Source organism: Ignavibacteriales bacterium, from assembly GCA_026390575.1.
In the GTDB taxonomy this organism is placed as follows: Bacteria; Bacteroidota; Ignavibacteria; order UBA10030; family UBA10030; genus Fen-1298.
The window spans coordinates 381,242-401,671 of record JAPLFR010000008.1 but is presented as its reverse complement, the minus strand read 5'-3'; the positions used below and the strand labels follow the sequence as shown (position 1 = coordinate 401,671).

The window sequence follows — 20,430 nt, the reverse complement described above, 5'->3', positions numbered from 1 at the left end:
ATATTAGTGAATGTTTCATGAAATTTCCCGCACTCAGAGAATTTGTTCAATACCTTGAATCTATAGGTGAATTGAAGCGCATAAGCGTCGAAGTGGACCCATATCTCGAAGTAACAGAAATTGCGATGCACGCACTGCGCGAAAATAAACCGGCTTTACTTTTTGAGAATGTAAAAGGTTCGAAGTATCCGCTTGCTATTAATATCTATGCGTCAGAACGAAGAATTGAATTGGCGCTTGGCAGGCATCCGCAGCAAATTGGTGATGAGTTGATTTCATTCTTTGATCAAATACTACCGCCAAAGCCATCGGCACTTTGGGAGAACCGTACATTCGTCAGACGAGTGCTGAAAGCAAAAATGCGGACCGTTTCATCGGGAAATTCACAACAAGTGAGCGAGACGCCACATCTTAACGAACTTCCTATCCAAACTTGCTGGCCTGGCGATGGAGGCAGATTTGTTACACAAGGCCAAGTATTCACATACGATCCTGTCGAGCGAAAACGCAACGTCGGTCTCTATAGAATGCATGTCTATGATGATGCAATAACCGGCATGCATTGGCAAATTCAAAAAGGGGGCGGATTTCATTATCATCATGCAGAACAGTTGGGAAAAGATATCGAAGTGGCCGTTGCGCTCGGAACAGATCCTGCATTATTGTTTGCTTCAATATCTGCCCTGCCTGAAGGATTTGATGAGGTCATGTTCGCATCGTTCCTGCGTGGGGACAGGATTCCAATGACGCGTGGAAAGAACATTAGCATTCATGTTCCTGCAAATGCTGAGTTTATTTTAGAAGGTATCGTACCTCCAAACGAACGGAGAATGGAAGGACCATTTGGCGATCACTTTGGCCATTATTCAAATGCAGCGCCATTTCCGGTTTTTTATTTGCGGACAATCACGCATCGAACAAAACCTATCTATCCGGCAACCGTAGTCGGCATTCCGCCGATGGAAGATAAATATTTAGGAGAGGCGACTCAGCAAATTCTTGGTCCTCTGGTGAAATTAATTCACAAGGAAGTGCGGGATATCTGGGCATACTCTGAAGCGGGATTTCACAATTTACTCGTTGTGTCAGTTGAAGAGCGTTATAAAAAAGAAGCGATGAAAACAGCGCTGGGTTTGCTTGGCACTGGGCAATTAGCGTTGACGAAGTGTCTTGTGCTCGTCTCGCAAGATGTGAATCCGCGAAATTGGTCACTGGTTATACGAGAAATTCGTGATTACTTTGATCCGCATTTCGATTTCGTCTTATTGCCGAAAGTACCGCTCGATACGTTAGACTTTACCAGCTTCAAGATGGAACTCGGCAGCAAAATGATTATCGATGCTACGAAGAAGCAACGATCAGAAACGGTAACAATTCAATCATTAAAAAGGGAATCGTTGTTTACAAAATTAGAATCTCAAATTGCGAATCTTAAATCCATAGACAGACGAATTATCGACAGCACGATGATAGAAGAATCATTGCTGATTGTGAAAGTGCGAAATCAAGGTCGTGCAGTGATTGAGAAATTGGTGAAACAAAAAGCATTGCAAAACTTAAAGATGATCGCGGCAGTCAGCGAAGATGTGGATATAAGAAATCAAGAAAGTTACATCTGGGGTATTTTTACTCGATTCGATTGTGAACGTGATATCATCTTTAGCGAACAGAATCTCATCGGCATTTCGCCAATCTATAAAGGCGTTATGGGAATCGATGCAACCTGGAAAAAAGGATATCCGGAAGCTTTGAAAATGGATCCAGCTATCGTCAAACGTGTTGATGAGCGCTGGGAGAGTTATTGGAAATAAAGGAGCATTAGGAATTGAATAGTGAACTTCATTTTAGAGATGTGCGGCTTCAGCCGATTTGGAAGAAGGTGCAAGCCGGTGAACGCTTAACGCTTGACGATGGCAAGGTATTGTTCCAAACAAACGATGTATTGTCGCTCGGGAAGATGGCTTATTTCGTTCAGAAGAACCGAAGCGGCGACGCGGTCTATTTTGTTTTGAATCAAAAAATCGAACCGACCAACGTCTGTGTGCTCTCGTGTAAATTTTGTAACTTCGCCGTGAAGCAGGGCGAACCCGGCGCATACGAGATGACTATTGCCGAGATGCTCGCAAAACTGACGCCTGAAATTCAAGAAGTGCATATGACCGGCGGTTTGCATCCTGAATGGAAGTGGGAATATTATTTAGATATGATGCGGCAGATGCGCACGAACTTTCCGCATCTTGACATCAAAGCGTTCACAGCTGTAGAGATTGATTTCTTTCACAAGAAGTTTAAACTCACAATTGAAGACGTGCTTCGCCAATTAAAAGAAGCTGGTATGCGCACCATGCCAGGCGGCGGTGCAGAAGTGTTTTCGGAACGTGTTCGAAAAGAACTTTTTCATCAGAAGATTGGTGCTCAACGCTGGCTGGATATTCATCGGATGGCTCACAGGTTGGGCATTGCTTCCAATGCGACAATTCTTTACGGTCATATTGAAACGATCGAAGAACGATTGGAGCACTTTATAAAATTACGCGAGCTGCAGGATGAGACAAATGGTTTTTTATCATTCATACCTCTGGCATTCCAGCCGGGCGATACCGGAATCAAGCCGCGTGGTCAATTTACATCCGCTATCGATGATTTGAAAATGATTGCAGTTTCACGCTTGATGCTGGATAATTTTCCCCATATCAAAGCGTATTGGGTCATGTTGACGGAAGAAGTTGCTTCTGTGGCGCTGAACTTCGGCGCAGACGATATGGATGGTACTGTCGGCGGCGAACGCATTGCGCATGATGCCGGCGCTATTAGTCCATCGTCAATGGCAAAAGATCAGCTCATTAAAATTATTCGCGATGCGGGAAAAATTCCTGTTGAACGGGATATATATTACAATCCGATAAAACTCTATACAGAGAATGTTATCGGAAAAATACCGTATCTCAATTCGGTTCCGTTCTACGAGAATATCGAAAGGCGTCAGTTCAAAATTCTTCCGGTGACACCGAGACGGATGGGAGTGCTCTCTTCCAAAGGTATGCTCGATGCCGGATTATTTTCCTTGGTAAATTATTTTCAACAAAAAGATCTGTTAGAGCCGCTTGATTATTGTATTGCCACACGCGATCAAGTAAAAAGCGTACTTCTGTTTTCAAATCATGGCTGGCAGGATCTGACGGGAAAAACGATCGGCATTATCGACGACACGGCGACATCGGTGATGCTCTTGAAAGTGCTGCTGGAGAAACGGTACGGAGTAAAAGCTCTCTTCAAACGGATGAATTCCGGAGTAAATGATTACACAGAATTCGATGCTGTTCTCCTTATTGGCGATGAAGCATTACGATCGCGAAAGTGCGGACTTGCAGGATTTGAAATTGTGTATGATCTTGCAACAGAATGGTATGAATGGAAGAAATTGCCGTTTGTCTTTGCGCTCTGGGCTGTACAGAAATCCATGCCTGCACAACGGAAAGATGAATTATGCGGGATCATTCAGCAATCACTTGAAAGCGCGGAAGAAAATTATGCGATCGTTGGACAATCGCATTCAAAACGCATTAATCTCACGAGTGATGAATCGGTAGAATATCTTGAAGGTTTTAACTTTAGAGTTGGTGAAAGGGAACGAGTTTCAATTGATTTGTTTCACGGACTTCTCCATGAACTCGAAAGTATTGAACACGCGTAGAATTAAATAAGGATTTTACGTAAAACCATCTTCTATGCTGATCAACATGAAATGTTATAAGAAAAAGTACACCACCCCTTAATCCCCTCCTCGTTTGAGGAGGGGAAATCCCGTCCCGCTTGATAAAATCAATCGGGACGGGATGGGGAGGTGGACAACTCTATAAAAACTATTAATTCTTTTATTGAGATTGTTTAGTGTGCAACATCATTTAATTACAGGGAAATTGGTTATAGGCAGAATATGTCAGAACAGATTGTTAATAAATTTAGGGAATTAATCGAAACTGGAACACGGTTAGCGCCGATTGGTGGTTTTGATTATTCTGGGTACAACGCACGCCTGCAAAATAAATATCTTGAGTGGCGAAAGGCGTGTCTGGAAATCCTCGAATTGTCAGGACCCATTGGATTTCCATACAAACAGAAAATTCTTGGCGATTCGCACGGCGGATTGTTTTATCAATCGTCTGTACAGTTAATTCTATCATGTCTGAATGAATTATACGAAAAGCTGAAAGCATCACCAGATCTTGTATCTGTCCCAGTTCCAACCGCTGCTGCTGAATCTTCAACAGTGACATCCTCAGAAGCCGGTAGTCAGACTGCGACGGACTCGTCGAGTGGAAAGCGCATCTTAAAGCCGCCCCCCAAAAAACCTGCTGAATCACCAATGCAGCCAATTACACAAGCGCCATCGAGCTCGCAGACCAAGAAAGTGTATGTCATTGGAGAATTAGATGATCCATTGCATGTTCAACTGCTGCAATTCCTTCATGAAATTGGATTAGAAGAAGTTGTTATAGAACGTATGCATGGACATATGATTTCACTAGATTCGCTTCAAATGGAAGCGGAGATAAAATTTGTTTTTTTTGTTATCACACCAGACGATCTTGCCTATGCTATGTTCGAGATTGGACATTTTGTCGGCAAACTTGGCAAAAATCGAGTCTGTGTACTTCACTCATCAGACGTCAGCTTTCCGAATACCATGCCGGGCGTCTTAGTGAAATTAATTACTGTGAAGTTGGAAGAAGCGAGCTTTGGCTTGCTGAAAGATCTTAAATCAGCCGGATATCAATTTAATTTTTAGAAATGGTATCAATGACGTTAGAACAGGTATATCACAAAGTCCGGGACGGCAATCGCATCTCTTCTGAAGAAGGATTGTTCCTTCTGCGGAATGCAGAGCTGCTGGATTTAGGCGACCTGGCAAGTGAGATTCGGTTTCGCAAAAATCCAAACCAGTGGGTGACATACCTTTTGGATACGAATCCGAACTATTCAAATGTTTGTGATATCGATTGTATTTTCTGCGCATTCTACCGCCATCCCGGCGAAGAAGGGGCATATAGATTATCGATCGATCAATTGATACAGAAATTTAAGGAAGCGGCAGCAGGCGGAATTACGACAGTACTTTTGCAGGGAGGCGTGGATCCAACGATTCCATTCGATTATTATCTTGAACTTGTTGAACGTACAGTGAAGGAAGTTCCGGAGATTTATCCGCATTTCTTTTCAACGTCTGAAATTATCGGAATGTCGCACGTCTCCGGCTTGTCCATAGAGCAAGTGCTTGAAAAATTATGGGAAAAAGGATTGCGCTCTCTTCCCGGCGGAGGTGCAGAAATTCTCTCCGATCGTGTGAAGAAAAAAATAAGCAGCCGTAAAGGCACATCTGCCGACTGGCTGAATGTAATGCGCATCGCCCATCGGATAGGCTACAAGACGACAGCAACAATGATGTACGGTCACCTTGAAACGGAAGAGGATATTGTTGAACACCTTGAAGCTATACGCCAACTGCAGGAAGAGACAGATGGATTCACTGCATTCGTACCATGGTCGTTTAAGCCGGGCAATACGCCGTTGGAAAAAATCATTCCGCATTATGCCACACCTACACGTTACTTACAGATGATTGCCTTTTCGCGAATCTATCTGGATAATTTTCAGCACATTCAGGCATCATGGTTTTCAGAAGGGAAGAAGATCGGACAGATTGCACTCCACTTTGGCGGCGATGATTTTGGCGGTATATTGTTGGAAGAAAATGTTCACGCTGCCGCAAAGTTTGTGAATACGACCAGCGTTGAAGAGTGCAAGAACATGATTAGGGATGCTGGATTTATTCCCGCGCAACGAACCACACTTTATGAGATCCTGAAGGTGGATAAAATAGAAGAAGCCGCATAGAAGCCTTCCGTGAGAAGCAACCTTCCGAAGGTTTCCTATACATAAACCTTGAGAACCTTCGGAAGGTTATAAAGGGAAGGTTACGCGAGAGGGATTGTTTCAGCACCTCAATGTTCCAGTTTGCATTTCTCACCTCACGTTTGTAGATTAAAACCAGTTCTCCGATATAATGTGCACACCGGGAGCAGCGTGTGCAGATTTACCTAATTAAGTGTTTTTCCAAACATACGATGATGTTAATAGACCGAAAGGTTAGAGTCTTTGTTGAACGCTTATAAGAACAAAAGATAGACAAAATCTATCTAATTAGATGTTAGACAACATACCACGGGAAGAAAATGAAAAAATACTTTGATTGGTTTCGAAAACGTATATTGCCATTACTACCTTTACCGTCAGTATTGATAATGTATTTTATTCTGCGATCCTATTTAGCTGCGCAAGAATCGTCCTTCAACAATTGGTATGGTGTAGCCCTTCAAATAATTGGTGGCTTCCAACTTGTCTGGTCGATAGATACGAACCTTCGAGGATTCAAGGGTCAGACAATTGTACAAGCAATTAAGAGAGAAACAATCGAATTATTTAAATCATTTCCTTTCTGGTCCAAAAAGAACATTGTAGCAATAACTGGGACAGTTGAGATGACATCGGCAGGTATGCAAGCTAATGCTACAGTTAGTCACAATTATACCGAATTGTCCGATAAGGTTGCATTCCTAGAAAGACAATTAAGCTATCTGGAGAATGCGCTAGATAATTGCATAAACGATTTTCACAAAAAAATGAATGAACAAAAAGTGGACTTCCAAGAAAAAATAGCTTCCATAAATACCACGAGTTCTGAGTTAAAGACACTCATAACAGATGTGGCTGTTGGCGGAATTAGAGGACAAATAACTGGATTTTTGATAGTTGTTTTGGGAACAATTATTTCTGCAATTCAATAGATGGTATGTTGCCCAACCAGCAACTCAAGCTGACCGGATGAGCGTGGTACGTTAAGCATGGCTTGCATAGGTTTCGGTTCTTAATAATAAAATTTTTAGCATGAACTTGTTTCGTTTAGTACATTATGAAAGTTATCAGTGCGGCAGCTTAGCCGCCATCCGTTAGGCGGCACATAGCATAAAAATGCTTAATATTGATGGTTATTGGGGGACATTGACATTGTCCCTATTTTTTGGTAAAGTTTTAATGCCATGACAACTACACAAAATCCCGGTCAGCAGGCAATGACGCCATTTGATGTACGTAAGGCTGCTATACAAGAATTGGAACAAAAACGTTCTTCTCGTATTCTTACATACATAACTGGAGATCGGCCAACGGGAGGACCTGGTTTGGAGCTTGCTCATAGTGTTGAGCCAAATGTAGTGCCCGTAATTTATGAGGCACTACAGACTATTGGACCAACAGAAAATATTGACTTGTTTTTATACACAAGAGGTGGTGCAGTTGATGTCGTTTATCCTATCGTATCTCTGATCAGAGAGTTTGCAAAATCCAAGTTTTGTGTACTTGTACCTTTTCGTGCGCATAGCGCTGGTACACTCATAGCAATGGGAGCCCATGAAATAGTAATGTGTGAAGCTGCAGAGCTAACTTCGGTCGATCCCACCACAGGTAACCCATTTAATCCTGTGGATGAACTTGTCAAGGATAAGAGAAAAGGTATCAGTGTAGAAGACGTTACCTCATATTTCAGTTTTGCAAAGGAAAATGAAAAAGTCAAGCTTACTTCACCTGACCATATATTGGAGGTTTTCAAACAATTAACTTCGCAGATTCATCCGCTTTCACTTGGTCATGTGCAAAGAGTACACACGCAAATTCGCATGATAGCAGAAAAACTACTTAGACTTCATCTCAAGAACGAGGATAAGAAAAAAATATCGACCATTGTATCGACGTTGACTGAGAAATTATACTCACATACACACGCGGTTAACAGACGTGATGCACAAAAGATTTTTGGAAAAGGAGTAAAATTTCCAGAAAAAGTTGAGCACGATCTCATTTGGAATATTTTTCAGAAGTACAGTGACGCTTTGGAACTAAGAACACCACAAAATTTGTTAAGTGATTTAGGACAGCAACAACAATTGCAGAAGTCATATATTCGTGGATATGTTGAGACAACTCAAAAATCATGGACATACGAATCGGATTTGCGTATTTCAATGATTACTCAGACTTATCCAGGAGTAGTTAATCCTAATGTTCAGACGGGATTAAATAATATTCAGCCAATAGTTCCAGGTCTCCCGCTATACATTGCAGGATTGCCAACACAATTTTATATGGATGTGCTCTTTGAAGGATGGCGCACTAATTTAAAAGGAGTTTAAGCTATGTCAATCTCTTTCAAACTTGAGTCCCAAATCGGTTTTAGCAACAATAATGTTGTGTTTTCAACTTTTCAGATAGAACAAAGCAATTTTGTTACACTACCCAATCTTATGCAAGAAGGACCCAGACTGAAGACGAAATCAGCTGAAACACGAAATATGCTGCCAAGCGAAGATGGTGTTAAGAAAGACAATCTTATCAAGGAGTGAACCTACTCATCACCCGTTACGCTTAATACATTTCTCATACAATTTCCATCTTCTAACATACATCAAAGAATATTGTTTTAATGTGCAACCTAACCAGCGGCTCTCCCGCCAGCCCGCACGACTGAACAGTCGTTCGGGCGGGAACGCATGGCGGGCAGGTTGGCGGAGCGATCATCTGTTTAGTAGTGTAAAGAACATATCACGATGGAGGTAAAATGGAAGACTCAAAACTCAAAGCGCATAAAGTGATTTCTGCAATAAACCAAGCATGGCGATCCAATGCTCCTCTTGAAATGTCGCAATACTTACATTCCGATATTGTCATGAATTTTCCTGGATTTTCAGGCGAGGTAACAGGACGCGATGCACTTCTCGCAAGTTTTGTCGAATTCTGTACAAATGCGCGAGTTCTTGAATATAGGGAGAGCAATGAACAAATAAACGTAATTGGAGATTGTGCTGTTGTGAGTTTCCAATTCGAGATGCTATATGAACGAGCGAAGTATCAGGAACGATCAAAGGGTAGAGACCTTTGGGTGTTTCAATGCATTTCTGATAAGTGGGTTGCAGTGTGGCGAACAATGATGGAGTTAGAAGAAGTAAGAGAGAATCGTAAATAATAACGAGTCGTCTCACCAGCAACTCTCCTGCCGGCTTGTCCGCTTGATAAGTCCATTGCAGTCTGATGAACAATTCTTTGGCGGAGCGGAGATCCAATAGAGCACAAACTCATGTATAAATTATGTTATGAGGAAAATTATGATAAGACAAGTGAAAGAATCTGATACTGGTGATATATGTCGTATCTACAATAAATATATTGCAGGTACCAGAATTACTTTTGAGGAGACGCCGTTAGAAGAAGACGAAATGGTGTCCCGTATAAAAAATATCACACAGAATTATCCATGGTTGGTGTATGAAGAAAACGGAAGAGTGATTGGCTACACCTATGCGAGTAAATGGAAGGAAAGATCGGCATATCGCTATTCAGTTGAAACTGGTACATATATCGATTCTGATTATGTCAGGAAAGGAATAGGTACGATCTTGAAAGAGGAGTTATTGAAGGTTCTGAGAGAAAGATCAATTCATAGTGTGATATGCGGAATCGCATTACCAAATCAAGCAAGTATTGCATTGTGTGAAAATTTTGGATTTCAAAAGGTTGCTCATTTAAAAGAAGTAGGTTATAAATTAGGTCAATGGGTCGATGTTGGCTATTGGGAACTGATACTGTAAAATATTACTTTTAGGCATGTTATATGAAAAGAGCGTCGTTCATCATCCAAGTTATTGTTGCAATTGTTTTCTTTTCAATACTAAATTGGAAACAGGGATTAAATTATTCTACCCTGAGATTTAATATAATTGGATTTATTTTAATTGCATTGATTCTTTATTCAGAAATTATGGCGCGTAAAAGACGTGTATCAAATTGGGAGAAGATACGTAAGAAGGGGAAAACGCGATTTATTCTCTACGAATATGTCCTTTTACGAGGTGGAATTACATCAACTCTATTAATTCTAATTCTTTCCATAAAGGTAACAATAGGATTGTTAATTATTTGTACTGTTATACCATTGTTTGGAGTTGTAGCATTCGCAGGAAACGAAGAATGGAAAAAATGCGAGGAACAATATACAATATCAACTTTAAAGTCATTCGCTGATAAAATTAAGGTATTACGAAATTAGTAGTAATGTTTCCTGATCCGCGGCCCGTAAAAGATACTGGCCGATAAATCAATCACCAGCATGCAATGAAGAGTTGGATCTTTTCGCTGGTGCAGAAAGTGGCTATTCGGTTTTCGAGCATCGTGAGTATCGGAAGAGAAATCGAGACATGAGAGGAATTGAAGGGATTGTCGACCAACTCCACCGCTCACTGGAAGGTGATTCATGGCAGGGAGCGTCGATCCGCGAGATACTCGAAGGCATAACCGCCAAGGAGGCCGCTGTGCATCCGGTACCCGGCGGGCATTCAATTTGGGAACTTGTGTACCATCTCACCGCGTGGGTGAACGCCGTTCATTTGCGAGTGCTGGGGAAAGTTTCGGAGCTTGACGGTGAAGCTGATTGGCCACCGGTCCGCGATATGAGCGAAAATGCTTGGGCTGCTGCATTCGAGAATCTCCGCCGTTCACAATCGGGATTGATCGCAACCCTCAAAACTTTGAGCGATGTCGATCTAAATGCTCCGGTGCCGAATCGGGACTACGACTGCGCACATCTTTTGCATGGGTTGACTCAGCACCACGCGTACCATGCTGGACAGATGTTGCTGCTCAAACGGATCTTACAGCACCAAGCGAAGGAATCGACATCTCTTTGAAGCTTTCGCTGAGACGATTCCGCTTGAAGAATTGAAGTGGTTGGCCAATCTGGAACTCCCCGCAATATGAGCAGGATATCGAAGATAGGGCTGCAAACGACAGCGCATTTGGCACTCGCTGATTGCCGGAGGCGTGAGAATGTATCGCACGAAACACGAAACAATTTCTTATTTAGCAATACAAATTAAAAAGATATAAATTTACTATTAGTACAGATTTAGTACAGTGTGAAAATATGCAGTGCGGGAGTCACGATGTGCGGGATCCTCGATTCAATCGAAGATCGAATCGGGACTTACTTGTCCACCGTCTTTTTGGTGGAGACGCCATCCGTGAGGGCGTGATTAACATTTAGCATGTATTCATAAAAGGAGAAATGAAAATGAAAACTATTTTCCGCGTTTTGCTGATATTGATTTCTTATTTCATTGTTATGAGTCAATCAGCGGCTCAATGGACCCAGACAAATGGTCCAGCAGGTGGAACTATCCAGTGCTATACTCTCTGTGGTTCAAATATTTTTGCAGGAACGTATTATGGAATTTATAGCTCCATCGACAATGGAAAAAGCTGGGCATTTTGTCCTCATAGTCCTTTAGATCAAATATATTCATTGCTCTCTTCAGGTAAGACTCTGTATGCTGGTGGACAACACGGTCTTTATGTTTCCTATGACAATGGTTCTAACTGGAAAAGAATTATTGAAATAACAGCATTTTATGCATTAGCTCAATCGGGTTCAAATATATACGCCGGCAGTCATCTTGGCTTTTATCGATCAACAGATAATGGAAATACGTGGGCGTTATCTAATTCAGGTATGAGTGAAGGGATAGTCAAGGCTGTAACACTACAAGGTGTAAAAATATTTGCAGGCACTGCCGGTGGAGTATTTATTAGTTCCGATGGCGGTGATAGTTGGACAATAAGCAACTCAGGACTGACGTATACAAGTATTACGTCATTTCTTGTTTACGGTAGATATATTTTTGCAGGGACGGGAGGAGGTTTGTTCAGTTCTCCAGATTCAGGCTTAACGTGGACTAAAAAGATCATTGATATTGACAATGATCTAGTTAATTCGATAGCTTCGAGTGGAAACTATCTTTACGCAGGTTCTCAATCTGGTGTACATACATCCATCGATAGCGGTTCGACATGGACAAAATCAACATTTACATTTATGGGGAACAATGTATTTTCCGTTTATACACATAATCAAACAGTTCTTGCAGGGACATATGGCGGAACATATCTCTCGTCGGATAATGGATTATCCTGGAACTTTTCATCAGATGGGATGCGATTAACCAATCCCAGTTCGGTGATATCATTTAACAACAATTTATATGCCGGAACCAACTATAGTTGGGCTGGAGGAGTATTTAAGTCATCTGATCGTGGCTTATCGTGGTCATTGCTTGCCCCCATAGGGCCAGTAAACATTTTGGCAAACAATTCATCCACAATATTTGCCGGTACATCAACTGCACTTGTTCGGTCTTCTGATAATGGGAATTCATGGAGTTCAGTTTTATCTGCAACAATATACACAATATCGGTCAGTGGCTTTACGATCATGGCCGGAACAGATAATGGTATTTTTTATTCATCAGATAACGGGACAACATTTACATCCGTCAATACTGGATTAACAGACACTCGGGTATTTGCGCTTGAGAGACTTGACGAGAATTATATCTTTGCAGGCACAACGAGCGGCGTTTTTGTTTCATCAAATGGCGGAACAAGCTGGAGTATTTCTAAACCTGATATTATTTATGTTTCTTTTACCAGTACTAATTTTGGATCTCTTGGTTCCAAAGACAATACGATATATGCATCGTTGAATGATTCGGTTTTCTCCTCAAACGATTTTGGAAATACCTGGAGATACAATAAAGGAGTTCCTGCATTCAATCAAGGTACTTTTCTTGTAAATAACTCATCAATGTATTCAGGAACACCTCTGGGAGTGGCTTTCTCAACAAATGGCGGAAGCACCTGGAGTATCATGAATAACCAATCGCTCAATGTCCAATCACTTACGATTCTTAAAGGTGATCTTTACGCAGGAGTGTATAATAGCGGGATATGGTGCAATGAGTTTCCTAAAAAGCCGTTGCTCGTATCCTGTCGTGATGTTCCGAATGACCAAGGAGGCAACGTAGTATTAAAATGGAATTCTTCTATTCTTGACACGAATGTCAATCTTCTTCCATATTACAGTATATGGCGTGCGATACCTCTTTCAATGAATAAAGTTCTATTAAATAAATCAGCAGTATCTCAACCACTCTCTTATAACGCCTTAAGGATTATGAATTCCTCTTCAACTCCCTCGAATATGATTTATTGGGAGTGGATAGCGAATCAACCGTCCCATTGTGCGCAAGGTTATTCATTTACTGCAAAGACTCTTTATGATTCAACGGCTTTCACAAATGGGAGGCACTATTTTATGATATCCGCCCAAACATCAGATCCTAATATATTTTACGATTCCAATATTGATAGTGCCAATTCAGTCGATAATATTCCTCCCGTTGCACCTCAGTACCTTTCGGGTCACCAGACACCAACTTCGATATTTCTTTCTTGGAATAGAAATACAGAGAACGATTTGAGTGGCTATGCAATCTATCGAAGTAAAATGCCAATACTCAATGCAGATACTCTTTCTCGGTACGCCTATACAACCGATACGAGTTATTGTGATACTGAAATTTCTTCCAGTTCGGAACTATTTTATGTTATTCGCGCGGAAGACATCCATGGGAATATGAGTGCTTTAAGTAATCAACTCAACTTTAAAGTAACGGATGTTTCAAATCAGAAGGCATCTATTTTCACATTTTCCCTTGAGCAAAATTATCCCAATCCCTTCAACCCGAGCACAACGATATCATTTAGTCTCGCATCAAAATCATTTGTGTCGTTAAAGATGTTTGACGTACTTGGAAGAGAAGTGGCAACAACTATTTTCGAAGATTTGCCAGCAGGAAATCACTCATACCAATGGAATGCGGCAAACATGCCAAGTGGAGTATACTTCTATCATCTCCAAGCAGGTTCATTTACAGAGACCAAGAAACTTATTTTGTTGCGATAAGGCAATTGCACTTAGCCAGCAATTCAAGCTCGGCTTGTCTCGATACATGAATCGCGGCAGGCGGCGTGAGAATGACGGTGCGCAGAGCGCAATACTGTATTATACAAAGATACTAAAGATGAATGCGCCTGCATGCCGGCTTGTCCGCTGAGATGAAGTGCACAAGGAAGTGTCTATGATACATCGGCAAGGCACGCAGAGGCGTCGTACAGCATAGAAAGTTACGGTATGTCCTTATGGCTCATGCGGTTCATGTGCAAAAGTTGCGAGCATAGCATCTTTGTGATGAATTGTTAGGCCGCTTAAGGAAAACAAAGAAAACTGAAATGTTAGAATCGATTTTTATAGGTTGTGGATTTGCATTTGCTGCAGCCGTACAACCGGGGCCCTTACAGGCATTTCTTTTTTCCAGCGTTGCTCGGAAAGGTTGGAAACGAACGCTTCCAGCTTCATTTTCACCACTGCTCAGTGACGGGCCGATTGCTTTGCTCGTACTGTTACTGCTCAATAATATTCCTGCTTCAATGCGTGGAGTGCTTCAATGTGCAGGCGGCATTCTTCTTCTCTATTTCGCTTGGGCAAGTTATCGTCAATGGAAAAAAAAGACAGAACCGCAAGACAATATCAAAGATTCAGCACCACGTACTCTCATTCAAGCAGCGACAGTAAATATTCTCAATCCTAATCCATATCTCGGCTGGAGTTTAGTACTCGGTCCTGCCGTTTTATCAGCATGGAATAAAAGTCCATTACATGCTGTAGTACTTGTTTTCGCATTCTATATAACAATGGTATCCACCCTGGCAAGTACCATTATTCTTTTTGGAACTTCACGGTTTTTATCAATAAAGGGAAAGCATGCGCTAATTTTAATTTCGTCAGTAATACTTGCACTCATGGGTGTATATCAGATGTTAATAATTATTTTCAGATCATCGGCCACATAGACGCCATTCATTATATGACCGATAAACCAATTTGTAGGAAACAATATGCAACAAAAACGTCAAGATCACGAGCCACCATCTGCAATTGCCAAAGAGGGTTGGCGGTATCATCACATGGGAATTCCAACTTCGACTCCTCGTCCAAATGAGCGTTATATACCACACCTAAAAATATATGTGTCTGGCTTTGATACCAGTCCTTATGGTGTTGAGTGGATGCGATTCGAGCCAGAGTGTCAGATATCTGAACTTATCAGAACAGTACCACACATCGCATTCGAAGTCGACGATCTTGATGCCGCAATCGTGGGCCAAACTTTGTTAGGTGAAATTAGTTCACCTTCAGACGGAGTAAGAGTCGCTATGCTTATTGATAATGGTGGACCTATTGAACTTATAGAATTTCGAAAACCGTTGGTAGAATAAGTAGGTTAGCCAGAAAAAATATTTGGCGTTTCGTAGCCAGGTAATCACCGTAAAAAAACACGGAGAATTCGCCCAAAGTGCTCACTATGTTTCAGGATAGAATATGTTTGGTACTCAAAATTATTTTTATTCTTGGGTTTCACTTTCATTTTTACTGGTTCAGTATGGTGCTTAATGGTTGCAATATTTTCATCCTCTATGACAAAAATTCTTAGAAAAGATAAAAAATAGCTTTTGTACTCAATAAAGCATGTGGTACTTTATTTATTGCATTAGGAATAAATATACTTTTCACCACACATTAAAAAAGAATTATAAAACTCGCACGTAAAACCGAATAACCATTCGTTCCGCGATACGAAGAAAAGAGATAGTTTCAGCCCGCACAATTAGACAATCACATAGGAGGATCAAACATGAAAAAAGTATTAGCGATATTATTATGCGTTGATTTTATTCTCTGTGCTTCGGAGTGTATTTCTGCACAACACAGCTCGATCAAAGAATCTCCAGCTGACACTACCCATCTTAAATTAAAAGTTCCACAGAAGCAGATTCACAAACACAATGAACAGACAAAGAAGATTGAGAGCCATGAGTTAAAGTTGCTTAAACATGAAATTATGAAAAATGACCAGCCCTTGCTTATGAAAGAAAAAGATTCGCTACAAAATAAAACGAAGTGATGGGGTGTTTTATTCAGCAATATTCATTATAAGTATAGCGGCGGTCTAACAAGTCGTTCTCAGATAAAATAAATCGGAACTGTAAGTTCAATTTCAGCTGCTATGTGCCATTTATTTGAAGGAACATTTGATGAAACTAACCTTAAAAATTTCTTTATTTGTTATTTTGATATTTTGCACTGTTTCGGCTCAACAACCAATATTTCAGGATTCCTTACTTGATCACATGATTGGAAAATGGATCCTTCAAGGCACGATTGCTGGAAAAGAGACGACACATGATATTGTTACAGAGTGGGTCCTGGGCCATCAGTATGTGCGGCTTCACGAAATATCGCACGAAAAGAATCCCGACGGCGAAGCAGCTTATGAAGCGATCGTCTTCATTGGCTGGGACAAACCATCGAGCCAGTATGCATGTCTTTGGCTCGACGTAACCGGCGGAGGCGGCCTCTCGGATCAGGCCATTGGCCACGGAAAGCGGAACGGCGATGAAATTGCGTTCTTGTTTAAAGGCAGTGACGGCAGCATTTTCCACACAACGTTCGTGTATAACAGAGATACTGACACTTGGCGTTGGCTGATGGATGGGGAAGAGAATGGGAGACTTCAGCCCTTTGCTCGTGTGAAGCTCAACAGGAAATAGTGATAAGGTCAAGCTTACCAACGTTCAGCGTATATTGGTGAAACAATGAAGGTAATTGACAGCGGGATGCCGGATGAGATTTATTGGAATAGTTTGTTTAATATTTCTCATATCGTACATTGGTTAGATCTTGAAAATATAACTGGACCCATTGTCGAGATTGGTTGTGGCTATGGTACTTTCACTGTTCCCGTTGCCAAGAAAACACATGCTCAAGTTATTGCGTTTGACATCGAGCCGAATATGCTTGAGACGGCGAGGCACAATGTTCAACAATCCGGTCTTTTCAACGTTCAATTCTCTCTTCGCGATGTTCTTGAAATGGGAACAGGATTAGACTCAGAGAGCGTCGGAATGATATTACTTTTTAATATCCTGCACTTCAACGAACGAAGACTGTTGCTTGAAGAGGCTTCTCGAATTCTCAAACAATCTGGTGTAGCAGCTATCCTTCATTGGCGAAAAGACATAAAAACACCGCGCGGCCCAATTGTTCATTTGCGACCCGACCAAGAGACGATTCTTGGTTCGATCGGCGGTCTCGATCTGCACTTCCATGGAAATAGCAGGTTTTTTGAGCCCTATCATTGGGGTATGCAACTCATCAAAGGGATCAACAACTGAATAATCGAAAGTGGGTCTAATTAATCGATCAATATAAGATATATTTTTTAACTTTGTGATTGATGGTATTACAGTCCTTGAGTCGCAATCGATATGAATAAATCACTTATTTTATTCTTTTCGATATTTCTTTCTACGAATATCAATGCACAGGAGATCGGAATTTCTCCTGTGATAATCTGGACTCATAATTATGAAATACAAAATCCGATTGGTGTGGGGGGATCTCTCAGCAAGCATATCTGGAAGGTAAACCTGTAAGTCGAATATATTTATGCCACGCATGAAAGATCCTATGATGGTTATTTGACGTATGGTTTCATGATGCCTCCTTCGCCTAACAGTCTAGAACATATCAACAGCACATCGTCGTTCACTGCTTATGAGTTCAGCATCAACATACCTCAAGCAGTATATGATGGATATTGTCTTACGTTCGGTCTGGGATTCACATTCGACAGATTTACTGCAACTCGAAAAGGAATTACGTCAGGTAAAACAATGACATTTGAAGATGAAACGAAAAGCGGACCTTTTTTTGCCGCCTCGATTTCGCGGGAACATATTTTGTGGCAGCCAATAAAATTGGAACTCCTTTTCAAAATGAAAAATCTTTCCAGCGGCCATTATGCAACAGATATCGAATTGCCGTTTGCGGATATCAAAACTGTCGATGAGCTGCAATTAAATTTGATTTATGTATTTTATTAAAACGCCGCATTCTAACAGCTCACTTGAAAGACATAAATGGAATTTGCAAAAACATAGAACTTGAATTACTTTTTAACGTGATTGCGCCACTAACAAAATATGTACCGTGATAACCGATCAATCGTGGTGTGGTGGATATGTTAACCGATCGCTTCCCAATCAGTTAAGCAGTAAACGAAAGGAATATTCCGATGTCATATTCTATAGACGCAAGCACGAAGTTCATCAGAGTTACATATAGTGGAACGTTAGACAATAATGATATCCAGGGAGTGTTAAAAGATTCACTCATAGTAGGTAGGAATGAATTGAATTTAATCAATCGTATAGAAGACATGAGGGAACTTCATGGGATTAAGATAGGATTCGATGAACTTATGGATTTTGCAGAGAACCTCCGTACTATTCAATTGCCGCAGATAGTGAAAACTGCAATATTAACGGGTAATTCGCTTCAATATGGTATTGCACGGATGTTCCAATCAATCCTTGAGCATCAACAGATGGAAATAAAAATATTTTCTAATGAAGAAGAAGCATATAACTGGCTTTTAGCGAAAGAATAAATGAAATAATAAGATGTTTACCGTCCAACAAGTCATTTTTAATTGGAGGAACTATGGATAGTGAAAGAAATCGGGTTTGTCCTGTTGAACTTGCAAATTCACTCGATAATAAAATAAGAGGATGGCTGCAAAATCCGCGAAAAATACTTGCTCCCTACATGAAAGAAGGAATGACCGTCCTCGATATTGGATGCGGTCCTGGATTTTTCTCTATAGAAATGGCTAAGATGATCGGCAAGAGTGGAAAAGTAATTTCAGCTGATCTACAGGATGGAATGCTGCAAAAACTTGGCAATAAAATTAAGGGAACAGAGTTGGAAGAAAGGATTAAGCTCGTAAAATGTGATAAAGATAAAATCAATATATCAGAAAAAGTCGATTTTATTTTAACCTTTTATATGGTTCATGAAGTCCCGGATAAAAATTCGTTTTTTAAACAATTGAAAAATATCTTAAACGAAAAGGGACAATTTCTTATTGTAGAACCCAAATTGTTTCATGTCTCTCAAAAAGAATTTGAATTAACGATCAAGCTTGCCGAAAATAATGGATTCAAAATATATCAAGGTCCCAAATTACCATTGAGTTGGTCTGCACTGTTGAAAAATGTCTAAATCAGTCGTTCCTTGATGAATCAAGATTGAGAAACAATGGTTCACTCTGTACCTCGTTGTTTTTGAAGAGATCATCTTGAGTAAATTTAATCGCTTCTTCGCCGTTCGGTTTTATTTTCTGATCGTCGTTCCTGAATTGGCTTACGAGGTTGTGTGATCCGCGAATTCTCCCTTCTTTGTTCTATCCGCTGTCGCTGAGCTTCACGATCAGCAGGTGGCGAAGGTTTCTGTTTACGTTCGTATCGTTGAATCAACTCTCGGCGTTTTTCCTGTGTATCACGTTGCGATTGTTGCTCTTGCACTTGCGGTGTACGTTCATGGATCTGTTCATTTTGAAGAATATCTCTCTGCAGTCCAGATTCACGTCCAGGTTTATCTGTTCTTGTCTCACTGCGGGGGAGACGTTCATCGGACGATGTACGAGATTCGACACGCGATCGTTCGACTTTATTCATATCGATTGAAAGATTTCGCTCACCCCGCCGTGTTTCTATGCGGTCCGTACTGCGCTGCATCTCATCACGTGTAGGACGATACACTTCTATGCGTTCCATGCGCTGGTTGTCGTTTGATCGTGTCATTCTTTCGCCGGATTGTCCACGGATTTCCCTTACTTCTGTTTTTGTGAATCGCACGTTGCCTCGATGTTCAATAACGGTTCTATCAACTCCACGGTTTATTATACGTTCGTGGTCAATTCCGTACTGCTGACCGGTACGGCCAGTGCGAATGAGACGCCGTGCATATTCTTCAGGCGCCGTGTCGCGATAGCGAATGACGGAACCGAAACGATTGTAACGAACAAAGTTCCAATAATGCGCCGGCGCCATCCAATGAGTCGTGAATCGAATTCCCAATGTCATATGAAATGTTGCATAAGGCGGCAACGGAGCCCAGCCAATATAATCATTGTCATAGCGCCACTCTACCCATGCCGGCGCCCATACGTCATCCGGCATCCAGACCCAACCGTAGTAATTATCATAATACCAGCGTCCATAGTGGTACGTGATCCAACCAAATGGTTCGTTGGACATCCAATACCATCCATACTCCTCAGTCCATACCCACCGGCCTACAAGGTACGGACGCCAGCGATGAGGTATGTGAAACGGATGCCAGACGCGTGTTCCGGATTCTACTTCAATCCATTCGCCATGAGGTGCAAGCGATGAATAGAAGAAACCGAATTGCATTCCAACATCAGACAGAACTGGAGTGGGCGTTGCTGAAGATTTCGGACTCAGTACAAAAGCAATACTGAAAATTGATAGAATAAAAAGTAATCGTTTCATACTGTACCT

21 protein-coding genes are annotated in these 20,430 nt (G+C 41.2%); 20 read left to right on the top strand and 1 reads right to left on the bottom strand.

Annotated elements, in window-relative coordinates; all coding sequences use genetic code 11:
* The first annotated feature begins 17 nt into the window (after positions 1-17).
* From NTX44_07930 to NTX44_07835, 20 genes are all read left to right on the top strand, one after another.
* A complete protein-coding gene (locus tag NTX44_07930; GenBank protein ID MCX6121535.1) occupies positions 18-1,811 on the top strand; it encodes a UbiD family decarboxylase in 1,794 nt (597 codons plus the stop codon).
* Positions 1,812-1,825: 14 nt separating this feature from the next.
* The gene (gene mqnE / locus NTX44_07925; protein MCX6121534.1) at positions 1,826-3,694 is read left to right on the top strand and encodes an aminofutalosine synthase MqnE; all 1,869 of its coding nucleotides are present in this window, start codon (positions 1,826-1,828) and stop codon (positions 3,692-3,694) included.
* A gap of 243 nt (positions 3,695-3,937) precedes the next feature.
* On the top strand, positions 3,938-4,789 hold the full coding sequence (locus NTX44_07920; protein ID MCX6121533.1) for a nucleotide-binding protein: 852 nt from the start codon (positions 3,938-3,940) through the stop codon (positions 4,787-4,789).
* 11 nt (positions 4,790-4,800) lie between these two features.
* On the top strand, positions 4,801-5,895 hold the full coding sequence (gene mqnC / locus NTX44_07915; GenBank protein MCX6121532.1) for a dehypoxanthine futalosine cyclase: 1,095 nt from the start codon (positions 4,801-4,803) through the stop codon (positions 5,893-5,895).
* A gap of 338 nt (positions 5,896-6,233) precedes the next feature.
* Positions 6,234-6,845, top strand: a complete 612-nt coding sequence (locus NTX44_07910; GenBank protein ID MCX6121531.1) for a hypothetical protein — start codon at positions 6,234-6,236, stop codon at positions 6,843-6,845.
* A gap of 252 nt (positions 6,846-7,097) precedes the next feature.
* A complete protein-coding gene (locus tag NTX44_07905) occupies positions 7,098-8,246 on the top strand; it encodes a hypothetical protein (protein MCX6121530.1) in 1,149 nt (382 codons plus the stop codon).
* Positions 8,247-8,249: 3 nt separating this feature from the next.
* Positions 8,250-8,456, top strand: a complete 207-nt coding sequence (locus tag NTX44_07900) for a hypothetical protein (protein MCX6121529.1) — start codon at positions 8,250-8,252, stop codon at positions 8,454-8,456.
* 215 nt (positions 8,457-8,671) lie between these two features.
* Positions 8,672-9,076 (top strand): nuclear transport factor 2 family protein, encoded by a 405-nt coding sequence (locus NTX44_07895; GenBank protein MCX6121528.1) that lies wholly within the window; start codon positions 8,672-8,674, stop codon positions 9,074-9,076.
* Positions 9,077-9,215: 139 nt separating this feature from the next.
* Positions 9,216-9,698: a GNAT family N-acetyltransferase gene (locus NTX44_07890; GenBank protein ID MCX6121527.1), complete on the top strand. Its 483-nt coding sequence runs from the start codon at positions 9,216-9,218 to the stop codon at positions 9,696-9,698.
* A gap of 23 nt (positions 9,699-9,721) precedes the next feature.
* Positions 9,722-10,156: a hypothetical protein gene (locus NTX44_07885; GenBank protein ID MCX6121526.1), complete on the top strand. Its 435-nt coding sequence runs from the start codon at positions 9,722-9,724 to the stop codon at positions 10,154-10,156.
* Between the two features lie 73 nt (positions 10,157-10,229).
* Positions 10,230-10,793, top strand: a complete 564-nt coding sequence (locus NTX44_07880) for a DinB family protein (GenBank protein ID MCX6121525.1) — start codon at positions 10,230-10,232, stop codon at positions 10,791-10,793.
* A 383-nt stretch (positions 10,794-11,176) separates the two neighbouring features.
* Positions 11,177-13,906: a T9SS type A sorting domain-containing protein gene (locus NTX44_07875; protein ID MCX6121524.1), complete on the top strand. Its 2,730-nt coding sequence runs from the start codon at positions 11,177-11,179 to the stop codon at positions 13,904-13,906.
* Positions 13,907-14,232: 326 nt separating this feature from the next.
* The gene (locus NTX44_07870; protein MCX6121523.1) at positions 14,233-14,853 is read left to right on the top strand and encodes a LysE family transporter; all 621 of its coding nucleotides are present in this window, start codon (positions 14,233-14,235) and stop codon (positions 14,851-14,853) included.
* A 45-nt stretch (positions 14,854-14,898) separates the two neighbouring features.
* Complete coding sequence (locus tag NTX44_07865; GenBank protein MCX6121522.1) at positions 14,899-15,279, top strand: hypothetical protein; 381 nt, start codon at positions 14,899-14,901, stop codon at positions 15,277-15,279.
* Between the two features lie 416 nt (positions 15,280-15,695).
* On the top strand, positions 15,696-15,965 hold the full coding sequence (locus NTX44_07860) for a hypothetical protein (protein ID MCX6121521.1): 270 nt from the start codon (positions 15,696-15,698) through the stop codon (positions 15,963-15,965).
* 130 nt (positions 15,966-16,095) lie between these two features.
* Positions 16,096-16,611, top strand: coding sequence for a hypothetical protein (locus tag NTX44_07855; GenBank protein MCX6121520.1), 516 nt, complete (start codon positions 16,096-16,098; stop codon positions 16,609-16,611).
* Positions 16,612-16,656: 45 nt separating this feature from the next.
* Complete coding sequence (locus NTX44_07850; GenBank protein MCX6121519.1) at positions 16,657-17,235, top strand: class I SAM-dependent methyltransferase; 579 nt, start codon at positions 16,657-16,659, stop codon at positions 17,233-17,235.
* A gap of 321 nt (positions 17,236-17,556) precedes the next feature.
* Positions 17,557-17,946 (top strand): hypothetical protein, encoded by a 390-nt coding sequence (locus tag NTX44_07845; protein MCX6121518.1) that lies wholly within the window; start codon positions 17,557-17,559, stop codon positions 17,944-17,946.
* Positions 17,947-18,137: 191 nt separating this feature from the next.
* Positions 18,138-18,512, top strand: coding sequence for an STAS/SEC14 domain-containing protein (locus NTX44_07840; protein MCX6121517.1), 375 nt, complete (start codon positions 18,138-18,140; stop codon positions 18,510-18,512).
* Positions 18,513-18,565: 53 nt separating this feature from the next.
* Positions 18,566-19,126, top strand: coding sequence for a class I SAM-dependent methyltransferase (locus tag NTX44_07835; protein MCX6121516.1), 561 nt, complete (start codon positions 18,566-18,568; stop codon positions 19,124-19,126).
* Between the two features lie 86 nt (positions 19,127-19,212).
* Here NTX44_07835 and NTX44_07830 read toward each other — a convergent pair whose 3' ends face one another.
* Positions 19,213-20,421, bottom strand: coding sequence for a hypothetical protein (locus NTX44_07830; protein ID MCX6121515.1), 1,209 nt, complete (start codon positions 20,419-20,421; stop codon positions 19,213-19,215).
* Between the last annotated feature and the right edge of the window lie 9 nt (positions 20,422-20,430).

What these genes read in the sequence shown, in the direction of transcription:
- NTX44_07930 (MCX6121535.1), top strand. Translation starts at nt 18, where the DNA reads ATGAAATTTCCCGCACTCAGAGAATTTGTTCAATACCTTGAATCTATA.
- NTX44_07920 (MCX6121533.1), top strand. Translation starts at nt 3,938, where the DNA reads ATGTCAGAACAGATTGTTAATAAATTTAGGGAATTAATCGAAACTGGA.
- mqnC (MCX6121532.1), top strand. Translation starts at nt 4,801, where the DNA reads ATGACGTTAGAACAGGTATATCACAAAGTCCGGGACGGCAATCGCATC.
- NTX44_07910 (MCX6121531.1), top strand. Translation starts at nt 6,234, where the DNA reads ATGAAAAAATACTTTGATTGGTTTCGAAAACGTATATTGCCATTACTA.
- NTX44_07905 (MCX6121530.1), top strand. Translation starts at nt 7,098, where the DNA reads ATGACAACTACACAAAATCCCGGTCAGCAGGCAATGACGCCATTTGAT.
- NTX44_07900 (MCX6121529.1), top strand. Translation starts at nt 8,250, where the DNA reads ATGTCAATCTCTTTCAAACTTGAGTCCCAAATCGGTTTTAGCAACAAT.
- NTX44_07895 (MCX6121528.1), top strand. Translation starts at nt 8,672, where the DNA reads ATGGAAGACTCAAAACTCAAAGCGCATAAAGTGATTTCTGCAATAAAC.
- NTX44_07890 (MCX6121527.1), top strand. Translation starts at nt 9,216, where the DNA reads ATGATAAGACAAGTGAAAGAATCTGATACTGGTGATATATGTCGTATC.
- NTX44_07885 (MCX6121526.1), top strand. Translation starts at nt 9,722, where the DNA reads ATGAAAAGAGCGTCGTTCATCATCCAAGTTATTGTTGCAATTGTTTTC.
- NTX44_07875 (MCX6121524.1), top strand. Translation starts at nt 11,177, where the DNA reads ATGAAAACTATTTTCCGCGTTTTGCTGATATTGATTTCTTATTTCATT.
- NTX44_07870 (MCX6121523.1), top strand. Translation starts at nt 14,233, where the DNA reads ATGTTAGAATCGATTTTTATAGGTTGTGGATTTGCATTTGCTGCAGCC.
- NTX44_07865 (MCX6121522.1), top strand. Translation starts at nt 14,899, where the DNA reads ATGCAACAAAAACGTCAAGATCACGAGCCACCATCTGCAATTGCCAAA.
- NTX44_07860 (MCX6121521.1), top strand. Translation starts at nt 15,696, where the DNA reads ATGAAAAAAGTATTAGCGATATTATTATGCGTTGATTTTATTCTCTGT.
- NTX44_07855 (MCX6121520.1), top strand. Translation starts at nt 16,096, where the DNA reads ATGAAACTAACCTTAAAAATTTCTTTATTTGTTATTTTGATATTTTGC.
- NTX44_07850 (MCX6121519.1), top strand. Translation starts at nt 16,657, where the DNA reads ATGAAGGTAATTGACAGCGGGATGCCGGATGAGATTTATTGGAATAGT.
- NTX44_07845 (MCX6121518.1), top strand. Translation starts at nt 17,557, where the DNA reads ATGATGCCTCCTTCGCCTAACAGTCTAGAACATATCAACAGCACATCG.
- NTX44_07840 (MCX6121517.1), top strand. Translation starts at nt 18,138, where the DNA reads ATGTCATATTCTATAGACGCAAGCACGAAGTTCATCAGAGTTACATAT.
- NTX44_07835 (MCX6121516.1), top strand. Translation starts at nt 18,566, where the DNA reads ATGGATAGTGAAAGAAATCGGGTTTGTCCTGTTGAACTTGCAAATTCA.
- NTX44_07830 (MCX6121515.1), bottom strand. Translation starts at nt 20,421, where the DNA reads ATGAAACGATTACTTTTTATTCTATCAATTTTCAGTATTGCTTTTGTA.